Below are 21,680 nucleotides of genomic sequence, written 5' to 3' on the forward strand. Positions count from 1 at the left end.
ACCCTGCATAATGGGCCGGAACCGACACGTCGGGGACCGGAACCGCCATGCTAGGTTGAGCGCTGCTATCGCATGGGGGCGGGGAGGTAACCAGCATGTCGGTCCCCGGGAGCCTGAGCCTGGCCAGGGTGACGGTCGCGGCGCCCAAGCGACGGATGGACGTGGCGCTGCCCGACAATCTACTCGTCGCGGAGCTGCTGCCGCACCTGTTGCGGCACGCCGGCGACGATCTCGGCGACGTCGGTGAACGGCACGGCGGCTGGGTGCTGCGCCGGGCCACCGGGGCGGTCCTGGAACCGACCCGCAACCTCGCCGTCCAGGGTGTCCGCGACGGCGAGCTGCTGCATCTCTCACCGCGCCGCGACGACTGGCCGGAGCTGGCGTACGACGACGTGGTCGAGGTGATCGCCGGCGGCGCCCGCCGGGCCGGCCGGTCCTGGGGCAACGCGGCGACCCGCCGGTGCGCCCTGGTGGTGACCGCCGGCGTCCTCGGGCTCGGACTTGTCGTCCTGCTGACCGCCGGCCCGCCGTGGCCGCTGCCCGCCGCCACCGCGCTCGGGCTGGCCGGCCTGCTCGCGGTGCTGGGCATCGTACTGTCCCGGGCGTTCGCGGACGCGACCGTCGGCGCGCTGGTCTCGGCCGCCGGCCTGCCGTACGCGTTCGTCGGCGGCGCCCTGCTCGCCGCGCCCGGCGACACCCCGCTGAACCGGCTCGGCGCCGCCAGCCTGCTGCTCGGCTCCGCCCTGCTGCTGGTGTTCAGCGTCATCGGCTACACCGGGGTCGCCGCCGTCCAGCGGCTCTTCATGGCCGGCCTGGCCAGCAGCCTGACCGGGCTGCTCGCCGCCCTGCTCTGCCTGGCCGGCGTCTCGTCCGTCGGCGCCGCCGCGGTCGCGCTGACCACCGTGATCGGTCTGCTGCCCGGCTACCCGCTGATGGCCAGTTCGCTGGGGCGGCTGCCGGTGCCGGAGCTGCCGGACCGGCCGGAGGACATCCTGGAGGATCGTCCGGTCCCCCGCCGCTCCGACGTCTTCGCGGCCGTGGCGAGAGCCACCGAGCTGCTCTCCGGCATGCTGCTCGCCGCGGCGGTGACCGGCGCGCTGTCGATCGCGTTCCTGATCGTCGTGGACGGCACCACCGCCGGCAAGCTGCTCTCGCTGGCCGCCGCCGCCGCGCTGCTGCTGCGGGCCCGGCTGTTCGCCCTGCCGCAGCAGCGGGTGCCGCTACTGGCCAGCGGGTCGATCGGGCTGGCCCTGCTGCTGTTCGGGTACGTGCTCGACGCCGACCAGGGTGGCCGGTTGCTGCTGCTGCTCCTGTTCGCGGCGCTGGCCGGCGTGGTACTCGCCGCCGGGCTGCGTTACAGCCGGCGCAGCCCGTCGCCGTACGTCGGTCGCGCCGCCGACATCCTCGACGTGCTGGCCATCATGGCGCTGATCCCGCTGGCCTGCGCGGTCCTGGGCGTCTTCGGGGCGATCCAGGGGCTCTTCGCGTCGATCGGCGGGTGAGGAGATGGCGACCCGACGGGATCAGCTGCACTCGTACCAGTTCATGACCCAGCGGGTCATCTCCGCCTTCGTGATGCGCGAGACCGACCCCCAGCAGTCCCCGCTGCGGCGCGGCATCGGCGCGCTGTTCGGCGGGGTGATGGTGGCGGTGCTGGTGGCCGCCGGCTTCGGCATCTACGGGCTGCTCACCAAGGTCGGCGCCGACCGGTGGCGGGCCGACGGTTCGGTCGTCATCGAGAAGGAGACCGGGGCCAGCTTCGTCTACGCGCGGGGCACCCTCTATCCCACCCTGAACTACGCCTCGGCGCTGCTCGCCGCCGGCCGGGCCAACCCACCCGTGCACCGGGTGGCGGCCAACTCGCTGAGCAAGGCGCCGCGCGGCACCACCGTCGGCATCCCCGGCGCGCCCGACTCGCTGCCCGGGATCAAGCGGCACGTCGGCCTGCCCTGGACGACGTGCGCGATCCCCAGCACCAACGCCGCCGGCCAGGGAGTCAGCGTGGTGGCGGTGGCGGTGGCGACGACGCCCGCCGGCGGCCAGCCGCTCGGCGACGGCGCCGTGCTGGTGCGGGACGCGAAACTCAACGCCCGGTACCTGGTCTGGCAGGGCCGCCGGCACCAGATCCGCAACCCCGAGGCGCTGGTGCCGGCGCTGTTCGGCGCGGCGAATCCGGTGCCGGTCGGCACCGCCTGGCTCAACGCGCTGCCCGCCGGCGCGGACATCCAGCCGATCGCCGTCCCGGACCGCGGCGAGCCGTCCAGCGCGGTGAACGGCCGCCGGATCGGCGACGTGCTGAGCACGCAGACCGGCTCGGGAACCCAGTTCCGGCTGGTCTTCGATGACGGCCTCGCGCCGATCACCGCCCTGCAGCGGGACATCCTGCGGGCCGAGTCACCGGCCGAGGCGGTGCCGATGAGCGTCGCGGAGGCGAACGCGGCACCGGTCAGCCGGCAACTGCCGGCACCGGCCGGCGACGGGCAACCGCCGCCGACCACGCCGGCGCTGGCCGTGCCCGGCGGCGCCGACCCGCTCTGCGCGGTCACCGCCGACGGCGCCACCCCACCGACGGTCCAGGTCGGCGGCGAGGTTCCGGGTCTCGCCGCGGCCGTGCCCACCCCAGCGGTCTCCGCCGACGGGGTGCCGCTGGCCGACCTGGTCCTGGTGCCGGCCGGCCGGGTCACCACCGTACGCGTGCTGGGCTCACCGAACGCGCAGGCCGGACCGTACTACGTGATCACCGACGTGGGGGTGAAGTATCCGGTCCCGCAGGCCAGCGTGCTGCCGATGCTCGGCTACCCGCCGGAGCTGGCGGTGAACGTGCCCGCCGCCCTGGTCAGCCGGCTGCCGACCGGCCCGACCCTCGACCCGGCCGCCGCCCTCGCGCCGGCCGCCACCGACGGCACCGCCCGGGGCGGCTGACCGCGGCCCAGGTCAGCCGGCGGGGAACAGTGGCACCGGTGGGGCCGGCTCCTCCGGTTCCGGGCGGACGACCGGCGGGTTGCTGGTGCCGGACCGCCACAGCCGGCGCCGCCCGCGCGGCAACGCCATCGCCGACACCAGCACCACCAGTACGACGATCAGCGCCACCAGGCTGCCGGCCAGCGCCAGGTCGCGGCTGCGTTCCCAGGCCGGCGAGCTCTCCCGGACCGGCCGGACCAGCGCCGGCAGGGCGGCGGGCTCGTCGACCGCCATCCGGTCGGTCACGGCGCCGTGCGGATTCACGATCCCCCGCCCGTACGCCGGCCCACCGGCCGCCGGGATGACAGTGGCGAAGAGTTGCCGTACCACCTCGTCCGGGGTGGGATCGCCCCGCCGGGCCCGGACCAACGCGGCCGCCCCGGCAACGAAGCCGCAGGCCACGCCGGTGCCGTCGACCAGAGCCATGCCCGCGCCGGTCTGCAGGGTCGGCACCGCGGCGCCCGGCGCGACCAGGTCCACGAAGTCGCCCCGCTGCGAACCCCGCCAGTGCTCGCCGTTCTGGTCGATCGCGCCGATGCCGACGACGCCGGGGTAGGCGGCCGGATACGGGACGATCTCGCCGTCCTCGTCGCCCCGGTCGCCGACCGCCGCGAGCAGCAGGACACCGGCTTCGAGGGCGCGGGCGACCGCGAGCCGCAGGGCGGTGTCGTCGGTGTAGGTGACCGCCGAGATCGCGAGAATGTCGGCGTCCCGTTCCACCGCCGCGTCGATGCCGTCGGCGAGCGCGTCCGGCTCGGCGATGCCGCGGCCCGGCCGGTCGGCCACCACCCGGACCGGCAGGATCCGCACCCGGGGCGCCACGCCGGCGAAGCCGACCGAGCCGGTCTGGACGGCGGCGATCACGCCGGCGACGTGGGTGCCGGTGCCGAGGCAGTCGTCGTCGCCGGTGCCGCCGTCCACGGCGTCGAAGCCGGCGGACACCCGACCGGCCAGTTGGGGATGGTCGGCGTCGACGCCGGAGTCGAGCACGGCGACCGTCACCCCGCCGCCCTGTGTGAACGACCAGGCGCGTTCCGGGCCGAGCATCTGCTGTGGCCAGGGCATCGGGCTGATCGGCTGACCGGGTTCGGCGCAGTTGCGGTTGGTCTGGCCGGCCGCCGGCCCACCGGTGGCGAGGACCCCGGCCAGCGCGGCCGCGGCGACGACGGCGGCCATCGTACGACGCATGGCTGTCTCCCTAGGCGCGCTCAGTCGGGGAACCGGGCTTCCAGTTCGTCCCGGAACTGGTCCAGCCGACGCTGCACGTAGTCCCGGGTGAACCGGTCCGGATGCTGGTCGTACGCGGCGCGGCCGTGCGGGGTCCAGAACGCCGACTCGGGCACCGCCTCGGCACCGTCCGGAATGAACTTGAGCACCTCGGCCAGGGCGGCAACGCCGAGCGTGAACGCCCGCCGGCGCTCGGCGGCGGGGCCGTGGCTCGGCGGCGCTCCACCCTCGTGGATGCCGGCGTCGGAGATCAGCCGCCACTCGCCGGCGTCGAAGAGCCGGGACGGCTCCGGTCCGCCGAAGAAGATGAGGTCGTCCGGACCGGGCACGGCGGGCCGCTCGGGCACCAGGAAGGTGAACTCGCGCGCGGCCTGGCAGCGCCGGCAGGCGCCCTGGTAGCGGCAGATCCGTCTGCCGTCGCCGTCCCTGGCGGTCGACATCCGCCAGTCGGCGTCGGCGGTCTGGCACCGCTCGCACGGGTGCAGGCTGAGGTAGAGGTCCACCTCGTCCCGGCTGCGGGCGATCGGCAGCACCATGCCCACCTCCCCGTTGGTCGACCGTCGTCCGCCCGTCAATCTAGCAGCGGCCCGGCGCCGGGCCGGGCCGGCGTCCACGCCGGACGGCACCGCTTTGATAATTTGAGGACCGCGAGCCGGGCAGGGGCCGGGCATGGTGAAACGGGGAGTCCTGATGGAGTTGCACCGCGACGACCGGGGCAGCCGCAAGCTCGCCGGGATCGCCGCCGGCTACGCCCTGGCGGCCCTCCTGGTCGGTGGCGTCTTCGCCCTGATCGGATCGCGGTTGACCATCATCACCGTGCTGCTGTGGGGCTCGGGCGGCTTCTTTCTCCTGGTGGGAGCGTTGCTGTTCCTGTCCACGCTGCGCCGGTTCCAGTTCGTGCTGAGCGAGACCGGCCTGGTCGTGCACGCCGGCGGCTGCGACTTCGAGGGCACCTGGGCGGAGGTGGACGGGATCAGTGTGGAGCCGGTGGTGCTGCCCAACGGCACCCAGAACCACCTCGTACTCTGGCTCTCCGATCTGGTGCCGGCCCAGGGCCGACCACGGTTCTCCGCCGGTGGCCGCCGCGGTCATCGACTGATCGAGATCAGCGAGCTGGTGGAGAGTCCGGAGCAGGTCGCCGACGCGCTGCGCCGCTACGCCGGCCCCCGGTTCCGTTCGCCGGTCACGGCCTGACCCAGAGCCGGGCCGCGCCGGCCAGCGCCGCGCGGTGGTACGGGGTCAGCTCGTCACCGGTCCAGAAGACCTCCACCTGCGGCGACTCCTCACCCTTCCAGATGAGCTCACGCTGCAGCTCGTGGGTTATGTCCCAGGCCGGGGTCCCGGGTGTGACCTCGATCAGGTAGACGCGCCGACCGCCCACTGGCGGCCCCTGCGGGCCGAACCGCCAGGCACGCCAGAGCGAGATCGTCCCGTCCTGGCCGGTGGCGTTGCCGAGTGCCCGGTCATCGGTCTGGTCGGTCAGGTCGAGGGCGAGATCGTCGAGGTGTGCCAGGTCGGCCGGCAACTCCGCGAGATCGTCAGGGTCGCCGCCCGTCAGGTCCAGGCTCGGTGGGATGCGCGCTCCGGCTTCGGCCAGCACGGCGGGCGGCGCGGGGTGGAACCGGTGGCCGGTGGCCGGGGTCGGTTCGTCCGAGATCCGGACCCGGGCCAGTCCGGCCGGTTCATCTCCGTCGACGCCCAGCAGCACCAGAGTGTCACGGAGCAGTTGCGCCTCGGCGGGGCGCAGCGGCAGATCCAGTTCCAGCAGCGAGCCCGAGATGGTGTCCGGCAGATAGTTCAGATCACCGCTGCCGAGCATGCCCCGGGCATGGGTGAGCCACTCGTCGGGCACCCGGCCGGCGAACCGGAACAGCAGCCGGTGCAGCCCGCTCCACACCCGCCAGCCCGCTTCGTCCAGCTCCGATCCGTCCGCCACGTCACTCCTCCTCCATCACGATGACCTGGTAGCCCTCGGGCGCGTTCGGAATCACCCCGTCGCGGACCATACTGTCGATCGTTCCGGCCAGGTCTGCGCGGACCCGCTCGATCAGGTCGCGGTCGTCGACCCGTCGGGTCCGCGACCGCGGCGGGAGAACCGCCTCCTGGTCCTCCGCGAAGGACGAGAAGACCGAGATGTCCCGAGCCTGGCCGCCGGTCAGCCGATAGACGACGAGGACACGCCGGTCGCTGGCCGGGTTCTCCGCCATGAACCGAACCGCAACGTCCAGCCGGCGGCTGACGCTGAGGAACTCCCTCGCCGTGCCCTGTGGCCGCAGCCGCGACCCGTAGATCGGTGAGTGACCGGGCGTCAGCCAGTCCCCGCGGAACGCGAGTGCCGGACGGTCGGGCGAGCCGAGCGCGGGCAACCGGGTGAGCGCATCGTGCACCATGTCCGCGTGCCAGCGGACCTCGTCGAAGAGCCGGGCCGTGGGCGCCTGCAGTGCCGCGGTGAGCCGTCGCCAGGCGATCGACTGCTCGCGCTGCGCGCGTACCCCTGCGGCGCGAGCCTGGCGCGCCTCGCTGGCGCGACCGGCGGTCTGGTGCTCGTGGGCCAGCCGGCTCGCCGCGTCCGCCCGGTCCGCGGCGGCCATCCAGTCCCGCGTCAACGGGCTCAACGCCGACCGGGAGTCGAGGTGGCCTTCGCCGACGTGCAGTACCGGGCGCAACGCCAGCGGCAACGGCAGCGCCTTCCGTCCGGCGCGCAGGTTCTCCAGGTAGTTGCCGACCAGCTCGCGGACCTTCGAGCCCATCCGCGCCCGGACCGCCGACTCCGACACCCCGGCGGTCCAGAGCTGGGTACGGATCACGTTGTTGATCAGGTAGTGGCTGTGTCGGGTGTAGACGGTGAGCGCCATCACGTGCGGCTCGGACAGCCGCTCCCCCAGTGCCCGGACGGCGGGCTGGTCGGCCGGGTCGATGCCGTTGCGGCGCAGCCAGTCGGCCAGATCAGAGTCGGTGACCCGGCCGTCGCGCAGCTGCGGCCAGAGCCGGGCGGCGGTGTCGCGCACCATGGGGTGCCGGGTCTCGGTGAAGCCGTCCGGGTCGGTGGCGTGCTGCAGGTAGCGGGCCTCGTGCGGGAACAGCCCGTCCGGCAGGATCCGGGTCCGCAACGTGTGCAGGTCCAGGCCGGGCAGGTTGCGGTGCAGGTCGACGGCGGTGAACCGGCCACCCGGCGGGAGCTCGGTGCGGGCGATCCCCGCGATCTGCGCGCCGCGGAACATCTCGAACAGCGAATGGTCCCGCCCCGGCAGCATCCAGCCCATCAACGCGCCGAGGAACCCCTGCACGCGGGCCGGGTCGAGGCCGAGGAACCGGGCGGCCGTGAGCATCCGGGTGGTGGTCGCGGAGACACCGTCGACAACGGGGAAGCCGTCACCCGCGACCCGCCTGGCCCAGCGGCTGCCGGTGGACTCGTGCGCGGCCACCCCCTCCCGCCAGGGCAGCGGCGTGTCCGGGGTGAGCGGCCCGCCGAGCCGCGATTCGAGGTATGCCCGCTCGAACCGGCCGAGCGGCACGCCGAGGGCGTCGTACCGGCCGGGGTTGCTGATCAGGCCGAGCCGTTCCTGCTCCTCGGGGGTCCGGTCGTGCCGGCTCGCCTGGCTCTGGATCACGTCGGCGAGGTCGCGGATGCCGCGATCGGAGAGCATCACCACGTTGCCGGTGCCGAACGGGTCCCGACCGAACCGGAACCCGGTGGGGTCGAAGCGGGCCTCCAGCCGGCCCAGGATCGCCCGGTTGACGCTCTCGTCGAGCTGGTGCCGCATGGTCCGGAGCTGGTCGACGTCCATGCCCGCGTCCCGCGCGGCGTCCCACCGGCCGCCGTCGAAGATGTCGATGAGGGTGGCGGCGAGAGTGTGGGGGGCCGACCGGTTGAAGTACGCGGCGTTGTAGAAGGCGGTCATCAGCTCCCGCAGGTTGCCATGCGCGAGCAGGTCGTCGAGCCGGACGGTGGCGCCGACCTGGCCGGCGCTGTCGGCGGCGTCGTCGCGGAAGAAGGCGCCCTCCACCCGCCGCGCGTGTGCGGCCGGGCTCTCGTCGGGCCGCCGGGGGGTCAGGTCGGTGAGCACGTCCCGCAGCCGGCCGAGCGCCTCCCGGGCCACGTCGAGGGTGGCCGGGTCGGTGAAGTAGTACGCGCCCAGCCGCTGCTCGAAGCGGGTCGCCTCGTCCGCCCACCGGGAATCCGTGAAGAACCGCTCAAAGTCGAACGGCACCCGGGCCGCGCCGCCGGGAGCGCCCGCCGGGTTGGTCGGAGCGGCGGCCGGGTCGGAGCGTTGCTGCGGCACGGAAGCCGGCGTGGGCGACCCACCTGCGTCCGCTACGCCGCGTACCCGCCCCTCTCCGGCCACGTTCCATCGGCTAGCCAGGTCCGTACGATTTTCAGGTACGCCTTCTCGTAGAGCAGGTTCTCCAACCCGTCCAGCGGTGTGCCGCGCTGGGTCGCCGTCTCGATCACCATCCGGCGATCCATCTCCGGGAAGCCGAACGCGTACTCCACCATCTGACGGCTCTCCCGGACCTTCTCGAAGTCCACCAGTACGGCCATCCGCGCTTCCATCCTTCGGCAAGCCCTGCTCGTCTACTCCTCGGACTGGCGGGCGCCCTCCTGGCAAATCTGGTGAAGCTGTTCCTCCGCCGGCAACTCCGTCTCCAGGTACTCCCGTGCGATCCGCTCCGCCGTCGGCCGGTCCACGGATCGGTTCCGGTCCGCGTACTGGTCGTCGAAGATCCTCGGCGCCGCGAGTGCCGGCGCGAAGATCCAACGGCGCTTCGGAATGTGCCAAACTACTGCCTGTAACGGACCCGACCACGCCCGAACCGCGATCAGGCCGGACGGTGGTGTCGCCGGCGCTTTGAGCATCGCGTGATAGCTGAAGCGAACCCCGAACGCGTACTCCACCATCTGACGGCTCTCCCAGGTCTTCTCGAAGTCCACCAGTACGGCCATCCGCGCTTTCATCCTGCGGCAAGCCCTGCTCGTCTACGTCTCGGACTGGCGGACGCCCTCCTCGCACATCCGATGCAGCTGCTCCTCGGTCGGCAATTCGGTCCCCAGGTACTCCCGCGCGATCCGCTCCGCCGTCGACCGGTCCACCGGGTCGATCCCCTCCTCCTCCGAGTCGTCGTACAGAAGTGTCACCGCGATCTCCGGTGCCCAGATCCACCGCTGTTTCGGGACGCTCCATAGCACCGCGCGCAACGGGTGGTCGGTCTCCAGCCACGACGCGATCAGGCTGGCGGGAGGGCTCCCTCGGCTGGTCTGGTACACCACGTGGTAGTCGAACGTTCTCGGCTGCACCGCTTAACCCCAATCTCTCACCGCGTGGGAAGTCCCTGAGTCCGAGGCCAAGTTCCGCGACTACCTGCGGGAACGTCCGTCCGGACGCAGCCAGATGGGCTTGATACTCCGCCCATGCTCTCGGCTTCCGGCGGGTCCACGCCTCAAAGCTGGTGTCGACGGGCCGGGGCAGCGACCCCATATCGCTCGGCATCCGGTCAAATATTCCCGCCTGCCGATTCAGCCGGGAAATTTCGAGCAATGCGTTGACCCGGTCCACAGAGCTGGCCGACGGAAGGCGAACAATCTCGTAAAGCTCATGGGTCGTCTTTCCCAGGTCCCGGGACAGTGCCGTGGGGAACTGCACCTCCACCGCGAATCCGGCTGAAGATCGTACCGTGACGTTGACTCCGTTATGACGATTGCCCGCTAGCCAGAAGTTCTTGACCTCGGTGATCTGGTACCCGCGGTCGACGAGAGCCCTGAGGGTGGCATCGATTACCGCCCCGTACCTGGCCTCCGGGGTCTGAACGCTGAACCTGACCCGATCGGCAACCGAGTTGAGGAACGCTTCTGGTGTCTGCCCCTTGGCCTCGAATACGGCAATGAACTTCCGGGCGAGCGACGGGAGGCTCTTTGGCCGATATTGCTCGTCCACCACCCGGGGCCGGTCCGACTCGGTGAACCCGTCCAGCCCGGCCGTCACCGCCCGCAGGTCGGCCAGCACCCCGTCGGCCACAACCCGCGCCTCGGCCACCGAGGACTCCAGCACCTCGCGGTGCTCGGGCGCGAGACTGTCCAGCAGGCGCCGCTCAGCGTCCCGGGGGTCGAATACGCGATCGGTGCCCCCGCCGGCAGGCGGGGACGGCTCCGGGTTGGCGTGGGCGCTGCGGGGGTGGAACGGGCCGCCGTCGCTGATCCGCTGGTACGCCCGCCAGTCGGCGCCGAGCAGCGCGCGCTTGCCCAGCCAGCTCGCTTCCGGGCCGCGCTGCCCGTTCCAGCCGGCCCGGCTGACCTCGTACGGGGTCGGATAACCGGGATTGCCGAAGCCGTGCCGGGCGGCCCGGTCGAGGATGTCCCGCGCCCCTTCCTGCTGCCGCTGGATCTCGTCGACGATGGCGTCCGGGTCGGTGGCGCCGTACCGGGCGCGCAGTGCGGCGATGTCGACATTCGCGTCGCCGGCCGCCCACGCGGCGACCGCCTCGGCGTCCGCGCGGGCGGCACGCAGCTCGGTGCCGAGCCGCTGCATCACGTTGCGGGCGTGGTGGCCGGTTTCCGGTTGCCAGTCGAAGCCGGCCCGCGCCCAGGCGTAGCCGCCGATGGTCGACGCGGCCCGCAGGCTGATGTGGTCGACGCCGGAGTACCGGTACCAGTCCCGCATCGCCTCGTTGAACTGGTCGGCGAAGCCCCGGCCGTGCACGGACTTCGACAGCTTCAGCGAGACGTGCTCGGCGATCAGCCGGCCGTCGTGGTCGCGGCGGAACTCCCGGACGGCCTGCCCGACGTACCCACGCTCGCCGTCGAGAATGTCGGCGCGGATGACCACGCTGTCCCGGTAGACGCTGAAGCTCTCTGGCACGGTCGGGTCGAGCCGCAGCCGCATCCCGGCGAACTCCAGGCCGTCCAGGTGCCGCGCGAACTCCTCCCGGACCGCGCCCTCCCAGCGGGCGATCTCCGCGTCCGTGGCGGGGATCAACTCGTCCAACGACGGGTCGCGACCTTCCCGCCGCCACGGTGGGTCGCTCCAGACCTCGTCGTGGGAACTCTCCGGGGCCGGCGCCGGCTCCACCGCCGGCGAGCTTTCCTCGGGTACGGGAGTGCTGTCGACGGTCGACGGCACGGCACGCGGCGGCGCGCTGCTCGCCTGGTCTGGCCAGCCGTGACCCTGGTCTGGCCAGCCATAGCTCTGGTCGGGCCAGACCTGGCTCTGGTCGGGCCAGACCTGGCTCGCCGCCTGCTGATGCGGCCGTACCGGGGCGGTGGTCTGCGGATCGGGCCGGACCGGGCCGGTGGTGAACTGGTCGGGCGGCCAGACCGGGGGCGTCGGCTCCGGCCAGACCGAGCGGGTCGGCTCCGGCCAGACCGGTGGTGTGGTCGGCTGGTCCGGCCAGGGCAGCATGGTTGTCGGCGGCTCCGGCCGGGCGCCGCTCGACGGCGGATCGGCGAGGCCGAACAGGCGCCGCAGGCCGTCGACCATCCGCCGCAGCGGCCCGGGGCGCTCTGGGCGTACCGCCGGGGTTTGGTTTTGGGTTAGGGGTTGGGTGGCGTGTCGGTCGGCTCGGGCCAGATCTGCCGGCCGGTGATCCGCCCCTGGGTCCGCGCCTCGCTGTACTCCTCGATCACCATCGGGATGGGCAGGCTCGACTGCACCGTGACCACGCCCGTCCGGTCGATGATGCAGCTCCCCAGCCCGATATGCCTCCCCTGGCTGCGGTCGGACTCCGTCGGGATCGCCTGAGCCAGCCAGCCGTGCTCGAACGGGTGCAGAGCTATCCGGGTGCCGGTCCCCAGGAATCGGGTCGCCAGTTCTTCCGCCTGTACCTCGGTGATCTCCTGGCTCATGCCGTCTTCCCTCGCTGTTCTGCACGACGCCGTCGGAGGATCCGACCGCGCCCGTTGTGCGCTGTATCGGGCCGCTGGCGAGGCCGTCGCCGCGGATGGACCATAGCGTGTGGGTGGCCGCCACGTAGCCGCTCGGCGGGGTGGTCGAGGTCCGGCCGCGTTGCGGATCCCACCAGACCGGGCCGTCGGCGCCCAGCGGGTAGACCACGACCAGGGCGTGTGCCCCGGCGATCTGGACGGCGCCGTTGGCGTCGGTGACGAGCTGGCCGGAGTTCCGGTCGACGGCCAGCCACTCGGCGACGACGAGCGCCGAGGCACCCGGTCCGGCGTCCGCGATCTGCTGGTGCAGCGCCCGGTACTGGTCGGCCACCGCGGCGGACCGCCCGACCGGATCGGTCGGCATGTTCGACGGCGGCCCGGACCAGCCGGAACCCAACCACGCCACGGCCCGGTTCGGCCCGTCCGCCTCGCCGCTGAAGTGGTCCCGCGTACCGTCCGGAAGCTGGTCGGGCCAACGCGGCGCGGAGACCTCAGGCCGGCCGTAGAAGCTGGAGAGCGCCGCCAGCGAACTGTCCAGACAGTTGTTGCTCCGGCCGGCCACCTCCGGGCCGCCGTCGTTGATGAGCTGGCCGTAGGGATGCGTAGCCGGATTCGCGCCGACCAGGAACTCACCGGACCCGGTCCGCAGGCTCTCCTCGACGTCCCGCTGATGCCGGGGACTCTCGATCGGCGCCAGCCCGCCCGGACCGAACGTCCGGCCGGCCCGCACCGACGGCACCCCGTCCGCCAGACCCCAACCGGACCGAGCCGGATCCACCGGCGACCCTACGGCCGGGTCTCGCGGCGGTCCGTCGCCGACCGATTCGCGCGTGCCGCTGTCTGTTACGGATCCTCGATCGACTGGCGAAGCGGCGGATTCATCTACCCCGCCGGAGGTGTCTCGGTCGGCTCGGGCCAGATCTGCCGGCCCGTTATCCGCCCCTGGGTCCGCGCCTCGCTGTACTCCTCGATCACCATCGGGATCGGCAGACTCGTGTGGGCCGTGATCACTCCCGTCCGGTCGATGATGTAGCTGCCCAGACCGATGTGTTGCCCCCGGCTGATTTCCTGTGGGGTGAGCTTCGGCCGAGCCAGCCAGCCGAACTCGAATCGATGCAGTACTATCTCTGTGCTGGGTCCGAGCAGCCTGGTGATCAGATCCCCCGCCTGTTCCTCGGTTATCTCCTGGTCCTGATTCACGCTGCGATTCCTCACTGTGCTGTGCGACGTGGTGGCGTCCACCGGCGTCACCCGTCAGGCCCGACCTCGTCAGCGGGCCACCGGCCAGACCTCCGCCGGGCATCGACCATAGCGCGAAGGTCGCGGAGACATATCCGGACGGTGGGCCGGTGAAGGTCCGGCCTGTCTGCGGATCCCACCAGATCGGTCCGTCCGCACCAGGCGGATAGACCACAACGAAGGCGTGCGAACCGTCCATCTGGACCGCGCCGTCGGCGGCCGTCACCAGGTGGCCGGTCTCGCGATCAACTTCCAGCCACTCCGCGACGACCAAGGCCGAGGCTCCCGGTCCCGCGTCGGCGACCTGCTGATGCAGTGCCCGGTACTGATCCGCCACGGCAGCGGCCCGACCGACTGGATCGCTGGGGGTGTCCGGCGAGGGAGCGGTCCAGTCTTGGCCAAGCCATCCGGCAGCTCGTTGCGGCCCATCCGCTTCACCGGAGTGCGTGTCGAGCGACCCGTCCGCGCGTTGATCCGGCCATCGAGGACTTGAGACCTCAGGTCGTCCGTAGAAGCTGGAGAGCGCGGCCAGCGAACAGTCGAGGCAGTTGTTGCCTCGGCCGGCGACATTCGGACCGCCGTCGTTGACCAGCTGGCCGTACGGATGGGTCGACGGGTCCGCACCGACCTGAAATCCGCCGTCCTCGGTCCGCAGGCTCTCCTCGACGTCCCGCTGGTACTGGGGGCTCTCGATCGGCGCCAGGTTGCGCGGCCCGATCGTCCGGGTCGACTCCAACGGGGGTACGCCGTCGGCCAGACCCGGTCCGGGCGGGCCAGAATCGGAGGGCGGCGCTACGGACGGGTCTCGCGGCGGTCCGTCGCCGTCTGGTCCCCGATCCGCTGCATCTCCTCCTCGGTCGGCAGCGTCGCGCCCAGATGCTCCCGGGCTATCCAACGCGGCCTGAAGCTCGGCCTGCTCATCCGGCGTCAGCGCGTCCAGGTACCGCTGCTCGCCCGGATGGGTATCGGCTAGGGTCGCGGGTCCGTCAGGGAGGTCTCGGTCGGCTCGGGCCAGATCTGTCGGCCGGTTATCCGCCCCTGGGTCCGCGCCTCGCTGTACTCCTCGATCACCATCGGGATCGGCAGACTCGAGTGGACCGTGATCACTCCCGTCCGGTCGATGATGTAGCTGCCCATGCCGATCTGCATCCCCCGGCTGCGCTCCTCCGCCGTCAGGATCTCCCGAGCCAGCCAGCCGTGCGCGAACGGGTGCAGAGCCACCTGTCCGCCCCGCCCGATCAGCCGCGTGATCAGGTCGAGCGCCTGTTCCTCGGTCAGTTCCTGCTCCTGGCTCATGCTGCGTACCCTCGCTGTTCGGTGCGACGTCGTCCGGCCTACCGGCGACGCCCGTCGTGTTGGGCATCGGTAGCGGCCCGCGGGCCAGCCCTTCGCCGCGCATGGACCATAGCGTGTGGGTGGCCGCCTGGTATCCGGCCGGCGGGCCGCTGGAGGTGCGGCCGTGCTGCGGGTCCCACCAGACCGGGCCGTCGGCTCCCGGCGGGTAGACCACCACGAACGCGTGCGAGTTCTCCATCTGGACCGCGCCATTTGCGTCGACCACCGGCTGGCCGGTGACCTGGTCGACGGCGAGCCACTCCGCGACCACCAGCGCTGAGGCGCCCGGGCCGGCATCCGCGATCTGCTGATGAAGCTGGCGGTACTGGTCGGCGACGGCCGCGGCCCGGCCGACCGGGTCGGTGGGCATGTTGACGGGCGGCGGAGTCCAGGCCGCGTTGAGCCATTGGCCGGCTCGGGCGGGTCCATCGGCCTCGCCGGTCGTCCGGTCGATCGAACCGTCCGGACGCCGGTCCGGCCAGCGCGGCGCGGAGACCTCGGGCTGTCCGTAGAAGCTGGACAGCGCGGCGAGTGAATTGTCGAGGCAGTTGTTGCCTCGGCCGACCACTCCCGGGCCACCATCATTGATCAGCTGGCCGTACGGATGGGTGGACGGGTCCGCGCCGACCTGGTAACCGCCGTTCTCGGTCCGCAGGCTGTCCTCGACGTCCCGCTGGTACTGGGGACTCTCGATCGGCGCCAAGCTGCGAGGCCCGACCGTCCGGGTCGACTCCAAGGGCGGTACGCCGTCGGCCAGACCCGGACCAGGCGGACCCGGATCAGGCGTTGGCGTTACGGACGGGTCTCGCGGCGGTCCGTCGCCGCCTGGTCCCCGATCCGCTGCATCTCCTCCTCGGTCGGCAGCGTCGCGCCCAGATGCTCCCGGGCTATCGCCTCGGCCGTCGCCCGATCCACCATCCGGAACCGGTCCTCGTACTCCGGATTGATGGTTATCTCCGCCAGTGTGTCGGCCGCCTCCGTCCAGGTCCTGGACCGGTGACTCCACCCGATCACCCGGAGTGGGTAGTTGGGGTCCGTCCGGCCCTCGGCCAGCAGGCCAACCGGCGGATCCGTCCGATGGTCCCGGCGGTAGAGAACGTAGTAGCTGAACTGTTGCGGCATCGAGCCGTCCCCCCTGCAGCAGCTTCGGGTCGATCGGGAAGTCTTCCACCCCGAGCCCACGCTCCCGCACCTCGTCGGCGAAGGTGCGTCCGTCGGCCGCCAGCGCCGCCTGGTAGGCGGCCCACACCTGGGGTCGGCTCGCGATCCACTTGGCGAAGCTGGTGTCCCTGGACCCGGCCGGGTCCACACCGCCCGGAACCCGGTCGGCGAGACCGAACTCCCGGTTGGTCCTGAGGATTTCCAGGAAGGCGTCGATCCTGGCGCGCGGCGGCTGCGACTCGCCGGTGACCGGGTCCGGGGCGTCGAGCCGCAGGGTCTCGTAGGGCCGGTGGGTGTGGGTGCCGGCGTCCCAGGAAGAACGGGTCGGGAACTGCACCTCGATCGCGTGACCGTCGGCGTTGAAGAGCGTGACGTTGCGGCCGTAGAAGCGGTTGCCGGGCCGCCAGAAGCTCTTGTCGTGGGCCGGGTCGTACCGGTAGCCGGCCTGCTGCAGCCGGTCCAGCGCTGCCGTGACGACGTCGTTGTAGTGCGGTCCCTCGGGGACGCGCAGCGAGAACCGGGCGAGGTCGTTGGCCTCGCCGAGGAAGGCGTCCAGGCCGAACCGGTCGCCCTCGATGAGGAACTTGCGGGCCAGCGACACCAGCTTCTTGACGTCGCTGCCGCCGTCGCCCATCACCTCGACGTCGCGGGTCTGGAACTGCTCCCGCAGCGCCGCCTCCACGTCGAGCAGGTCCGACCGCATCTGCTCCGCCACCGGCGTGGCCCGGTCCAGGGCGGCCTGCAGCTCGGCCCGCTCCTCCGGTGTGAGCGCGTCCAGATAGCGCTGCTCGACCGACCGTGGGTCGGGCGGTCCACCCTCCGGAGCCGGTCCGTCGGCCTCGGGCGTTCCCCCGTCGGGCGGTTGTGGCGACCCGTGCTCGAAATCGAGCTCGTCCGGGGTGACGGTCGGCGGCTCGACGAATCTGCGGGCGTCAGGGTCCCAGGTGCCGACGGTTCGGTCACCCTGCGGAGTGTGGTGGGTGATGCGCCCGTCGGCGTAGCTCAGCCGGCTGCCGTCGCCGAGGTAGATGTCGATGCGACCGACCTGGTCGAGCCGCGGATCGCCGTTGGCGAGCATCCGGCCGATCCGGGAGCGCAGCGACGCCTCCGCGTTGGCCCGGCTCAGGCCGGCCTCGCGACCGTCGAGGACGATGTCGCCTTCGAGGCGGCTACCGTCCGGCTGCGCCTGGAACTTGGCCAGGCCCCGCCGGATCTGATCGTCGACCGACGACCGGGTGTCGTGACCGACCTCCTTGTACTCCACACCCCGGCCGGGATCGTCCGGGCCGGACCGCTCCAGCGCCTCCAGCGACCGGTAACCGGCGTGGTTCTCCGGGTGTACGGGCAGCCGGGTGACCTGCCGGCCCTCGCTGGCGCGCAGGGCGGCGGTGCGCTGCTCCTTGGGGTCGAAGCCTTGCGGCGTGCCGGCGTGCGGATCGTGGACACCCGGTGCGAAATGCTCGCCGAGCGGACCCGGCTGCTGCGGATCGTGCGGCCCGAACTGCTCGGCCGGTTGGTTGGGGGGATCCGGGCCCGTCTCCGGTTCGGTCGAGCGACCCGACCCGTCCTGGGACGGTCCGACATCCGACGCCGCCGGGTTGCCCTGGACGGTGTCGAGGTCCCAACCGTGGGTGTCGAACACGTGAGTGGTGATCGGACCGACCAGTCCACCCTGCCGCCGCTGGGACGGATCGGGATGGGTCGCCTCGGCGATCGCGCTGCGCGCCTGTTCGGTGACCCGCTCCGGCGTCATTTCCGCGAGCCGCGCAACGAGGTCGTCGGGCAGGATCGACCGGGGAACGTTGTACCTGTTCGAAATCTCGTCCATCGTCTGCCGCACGCTGTAGGCGGCGACATCGCGGTAACCGTCGGCAGCTGGGATGCGCGGGTCCGACTGCGGGTCGGCAGACCGGAACCCGGCCAGTCCGTGCAGGAACCGTTGCTGGACCGAGAACGCCTGGAACTCCCGCTCGAAGCGAAGCATTCCCATGGTCCGAGCCACCTCGGGTTCCGGAAGGCTGCCTTCCGCGAGATTGCCGATGACTGCGTTGTTCGGCTGCAGGACGTGCATGCCTTCATGCACGATCGTCGTGGCGATCCCGCTGATTGGACGAGGTACCGACATCGGACCACCAGTCACCGGGTGCTGGACCATGGTGGTCGGGTTGACAAAAACGGCGCCGCTGCGTGGTTCGAAAAAGCCACGGCTATCCCTAGCGATACTTCTGGAGAGGCGCCTCACCTCGTCTGACGGCAGTAGGTGCTGGGCGTGCTGGATGTCCATCGGGACCGTTCGTTCGAACGTGCGCCGGGCGTGCGCTTCGAACTCGGGGCCGAGTACGTCGCCGATCTTGGCGATGGCGATCGCCTGGTCCATGACGTGGAAGCGGTGCGTGTCCGGGTCGATGGTGGCGGCCCGGTTGGCCATCTCGACGGAGTTGAGCGGGTCGACGCCGTCCAGGTCACGCCAACCCGGGTCGGCCGGGATGTCCGGCCGGGTCGGGTGGTGCCAGTTCCGGTACCGGTCCGAGTACCGGTTGACCGCGTTGCTGAGTTCGCGCACCTGGCGTACCAGGTCGCGGGTGTCGCCGGTGGACCGGGCGCGGGCCACGGTGTCCTGCAACCGGTCAGCCATCCGGGCGATGTCGTCCAGGTCGCGCAGCCGGCCGGCGATCGCGTGTTCCGGGTAGTTGTCGATCAGCCGTTGCCGGGCCTGGTCCACCATGTCACGGACCTGCTGCGGCAGGTCGGCGCCGGTCCGGCCGTCCCGGGTGGGGTAGTTCGGGCCGAGGTTGTCGGTCGGTCGCAGCTCCGACTCGGTGTCCCGGGACGGATCCTCGTTACGCGGCCCGTCACCGGTGTGCGGCGGGTTGGTGCTCGCGGTGACGTCCGGCGTGGTTCGCGGCCGCTCGACCGGAACAGTGCCTTCGGCCCGTACCTCCTCCTCCGGCCGCGCCCGCCCCTCGGCCGGCGTCGTTCCGTCGCCGCGCACCGCGCTCTCGGGCCGCACCGTGCCGTCGGGCGGGGTCCTCCCCTCGGCCCGCACCACACCCTCCCGGAGCGAATCCCCGTCCCGGCGCGGGTCTACGTCCGGGCGGGTGCCGTCCGGGCGGGGCGCGCCGTCGGGACGGCTGTCCGGTCCGACCGAATCGGTGCGGCCCCGATCCAGCAGATCGGATCGGCCCCCGTCGGGCAGGTCGGATCGGCCGCCCTCGGGGAGATCTGCCCGGCCGCCCTCCGGAAGATCGGATCGGCCCCCTTCCGCGAGGTCGGCGCGACCGTCGCTCGGCAGCTCGGAACGTCCACCGTCCGGCAGATCCGACCTTCCGCCGTCGGGCAGGTCCGACCGGTGTGTGCGGTCGGGACGGTCGTCGCGGTTGGCGCCGTCGGGCTGCGGAGCGGTCGGCTGGAGGGCGCTGGGCTCCGGTGTGTTCCGCTCGGCGGCGTCCGGCTCGGGAGCGCCCCGCTCGGGAACATTCGGCTCGGGGGTGTCCCGCTCGGCGGCGTCCGGCTCCGGGGCGTCGGGACGGGTGGGCGACGGCGCCGGGCGCGCCTCGATGCGCATCTGGTCCAGCCGGGCGTCGATCTCCGTCGCCGTCATCGGGCGGCGGTTACCGCTCTCGTCGACCCGGGTGAAGTTCTGCTCGATGAAGCCGCGCAGCCGCTCGCCGTACCGGTTGAGGCTGTCCGGTCTGGTATTCAGTGCCTGCTGTACGAGGTCGGGGGTGAGCCGGGGGGCCGAACCGACCACCGCGTCCACGTCGCCTCGCAGCCCGCCGAGGTGGGCGGCGACGCCGCCGGCGTACTGCGTCTCGATCCGCTGTTCGATCCGCTGCCGCCACTCCCACCAGCGCGGCTCGTCGCGTCCCGTACCCGGGTCGGGCTCAGACCTGGACGGATCGGCAGCCGGCTCGCTCCGGGCCGGGTCGGAGCGGTCCGCGTCGGACCGGCCGGAGTCAGACCGGCCACTGTCGGGCAGAGGGGTCACCGGGCTGGGCGGCTGACCGTCGCCGGCCCGCTGGTCAGGCGCGCGACCGTCGGCTCCGGCACCGTCCGGCGTCCGGTCCCCCGGCGGTACGCCGTCAGCGGCGTCCCTGGTCGGCGTCGTCTGCGCGGTGGAGTCCAGCGGCGGGGATCCGTCGACGTTCGGCGCCGGCCCGGTGGTGTTCAGCGGGTCCTGATCCCGGGTGCGGTCGCCCTCGGGGGTCGCCTGGTCCGGGGTGCGCGAAGTCGGGTCTGGTGTGGTCGGAGCGTTGTCGGCCCGGGTGCCGTCGCCACGGACCGGGTCCGCCATCGGCGGGTCGGGCCGGATGGTGGTGTCGGCGTCCGGGCGAGGGCCGCCGTCGGGCGTCGGCGACGAGGGGGTGGGGTTGTTCGGGCTGGCCGGGGTGGGGGTGGCCAGTCCGGACGAGTCGGGGGTGGGCGTCGCGGGCGTCGGCGTGGCCGGGGTCGGCGTCGCCGGGGTTGGGGCGGCCGGTGTCGGGGGGGCCGAATCTTCCCGTGTGGGCGTGCGCGACTCCGGTGTGCTGGTGGTGGTGCCGCTGTCCCGGCCGCTTCCGGTCGTTGTGGGCGTACCCGTTGTGGGTTGGCCGGTGGTGGTGGAGCCGGTGGTCGTGGTCGTCGTGCTGGCGGTCGTGGTCGGGCTGGTGGAGGTGGCGGACGGTGCGGAGACGACGCCGGCCGGGGCCGTGCGGGAACCCGGTGCGGTGGCGGTGCTCGTGCCGGTGCCGCCCGCGTTGGCGCCGGTCGGGGTGGTGGCGCCCACCGGTACGGGCGTGTTCGCGCCGGCGGGGGTGAGCACCGGAGCCGGGGTGGGCAGCACGGCGGGCGGCGCGGAGTTGGCGCCCGACGGCAGGTTCGCGCCGGATGGCAGGTTCGCGCCGGAGTTGCCGAACAGGTTCTGCGCGGCTTGGCCGACGGTCGGGGTGATCAGGTCGGGGCGGGCACCACCGCGGCGGGTCTCGCTGAGGATCTCGCCGAGCAGCGCGGCAGGGGTCAGCGAGTTGGTGAGATTGCCGAGCGTCATTCCGCTGTAGAGGTGGTTGCGTTGTGCCCAGTCGGTCAGGCCGGCGGCGTCGAGCGCCCGGTCCCGGCCGTACTGCAGCACGTTGTCGCCGAACTGGCCGACGCCGAACGCGACCGCCTCCACGACGCGGCTGTTTATGCCGAAGGTCAGCGGTCCGCCGATGGCGCCCGCGATGAAGCTGTCGACAAGTTCCACGCCGAATCTGGTGGCCCAGCCCTCGGTGAACGGGTCGTGCCCCTCGGCGGCCTGCAGCAGTAGGATGCCGCCCTTGATGCCGCCCATCACGCCGGCGTACATCAGGCCGCCGCGCAGCGCCGCCCGGCCGACGTTGCGGGCCAGATTCTGGGTGAACTGCCGGACCCCGGCCCGGACCGTCTCCTGCCAGAGCCGGGTGACGAGTTGCCGGGCCAACGCGACGATGCTCTGCCGGGCGGTGACGATGGCGGCCAGTCCGGCCAACCCGCCGATGCCGGTCCAGATGGTGATGATGGCCTGGATCAGCGCGATCGCCATCATCACCAGCGTGACGACGGCCATCCACTTCATGGTCTCGATCTCGAGGGCCTTGACGTGCACGGTCTGCTGGACCGCGCCGAGCAGTTCGCCCATCCCGGCGATCTCGTCGAAGTACGCCTGGAAGTGGGCGCGCGCGACCTGGGCCGAGCCGTCGCCCTGCCACGCGTCGAAGTCGCCGAAGTAGTCCTGCAGCTCCTCCAGATGCGCCTGGTAGAGCTCAGCGGCGTGCAGGTAGGAGTCGGAGAGGTCGAACAGCCGGTCGTGGCGGGCCTCCGGCCACTGGGTGATCATTTCGAGGAAGTCGCCGAGGACGGGGATCCACTCGTTGATCTGGATCAT

7 protein-coding genes are annotated in these 21,680 nt (G+C 72.3%); 3 read left to right on the forward strand and 4 right to left on the reverse strand.

Annotated features, from left to right (window positions below; all coding sequences use genetic code 11):
- Positions 1 to 95 precede the first annotated feature (95 nt).
- Positions 96 to 1,502: a type VII secretion integral membrane protein EccD gene (gene eccD, locus O7627_RS20470; protein WP_278095111.1), complete on the forward strand. Its 1,407-nt coding sequence runs from the start codon at positions 96 to 98 to the stop codon at positions 1,500 to 1,502.
- Positions 1,503 to 1,506: 4 nt separating this feature from the next.
- Positions 1,507 to 2,922, forward strand: coding sequence for a type VII secretion protein EccB (gene eccB / locus O7627_RS20475; RefSeq protein WP_278095112.1), 1,416 nt, complete (start codon positions 1,507 to 1,509; stop codon positions 2,920 to 2,922).
- Between the two features lie 12 nt (positions 2,923 to 2,934).
- Here the strand turns inward: eccB and O7627_RS20480 are convergent, their stop codons facing one another.
- Complete coding sequence (locus tag O7627_RS20480; protein ID WP_278095113.1) at positions 2,935 to 4,149, reverse strand: S8 family serine peptidase; 1,215 nt, start codon at positions 4,147 to 4,149, stop codon at positions 2,935 to 2,937.
- Positions 4,150 to 4,169: 20 nt separating this feature from the next.
- A complete protein-coding gene (locus tag O7627_RS20485) occupies positions 4,170 to 4,724 on the reverse strand; it encodes a hypothetical protein (protein WP_278095114.1) in 555 nt (184 codons plus the stop codon).
- 154 nt (positions 4,725 to 4,878) lie between these two features.
- Between O7627_RS20485 and O7627_RS20490 the strand changes: the two genes are divergently transcribed.
- On the forward strand, positions 4,879 to 5,382 hold the full coding sequence (locus O7627_RS20490) for a hypothetical protein (protein ID WP_278095115.1): 504 nt from the start codon (positions 4,879 to 4,881) through the stop codon (positions 5,380 to 5,382).
- Here O7627_RS20490 and O7627_RS20495 read toward each other — a convergent pair.
- Positions 5,372 to 6,124: a hypothetical protein gene (locus O7627_RS20495; RefSeq protein WP_278095116.1), complete on the reverse strand. Its 753-nt coding sequence runs from the start codon at positions 6,122 to 6,124 to the stop codon at positions 5,372 to 5,374. The two genes, O7627_RS20490 and O7627_RS20495, sit on opposite strands and share 11 nt — an antisense overlap.
- Position 6,125: 1 nt before the next feature.
- Positions 6,126 to 21,680: a toxin glutamine deamidase domain-containing protein gene (locus tag O7627_RS20500; protein WP_278095117.1), complete on the reverse strand. Its 15,555-nt coding sequence runs from the start codon at positions 21,678 to 21,680 to the stop codon at positions 6,126 to 6,128.

Source organism: Solwaraspora sp. WMMD1047 (assembly GCF_029626155.1).
Lineage (GTDB): Bacteria > Actinomycetota > Actinomycetes > Mycobacteriales > Micromonosporaceae > WMMD1047.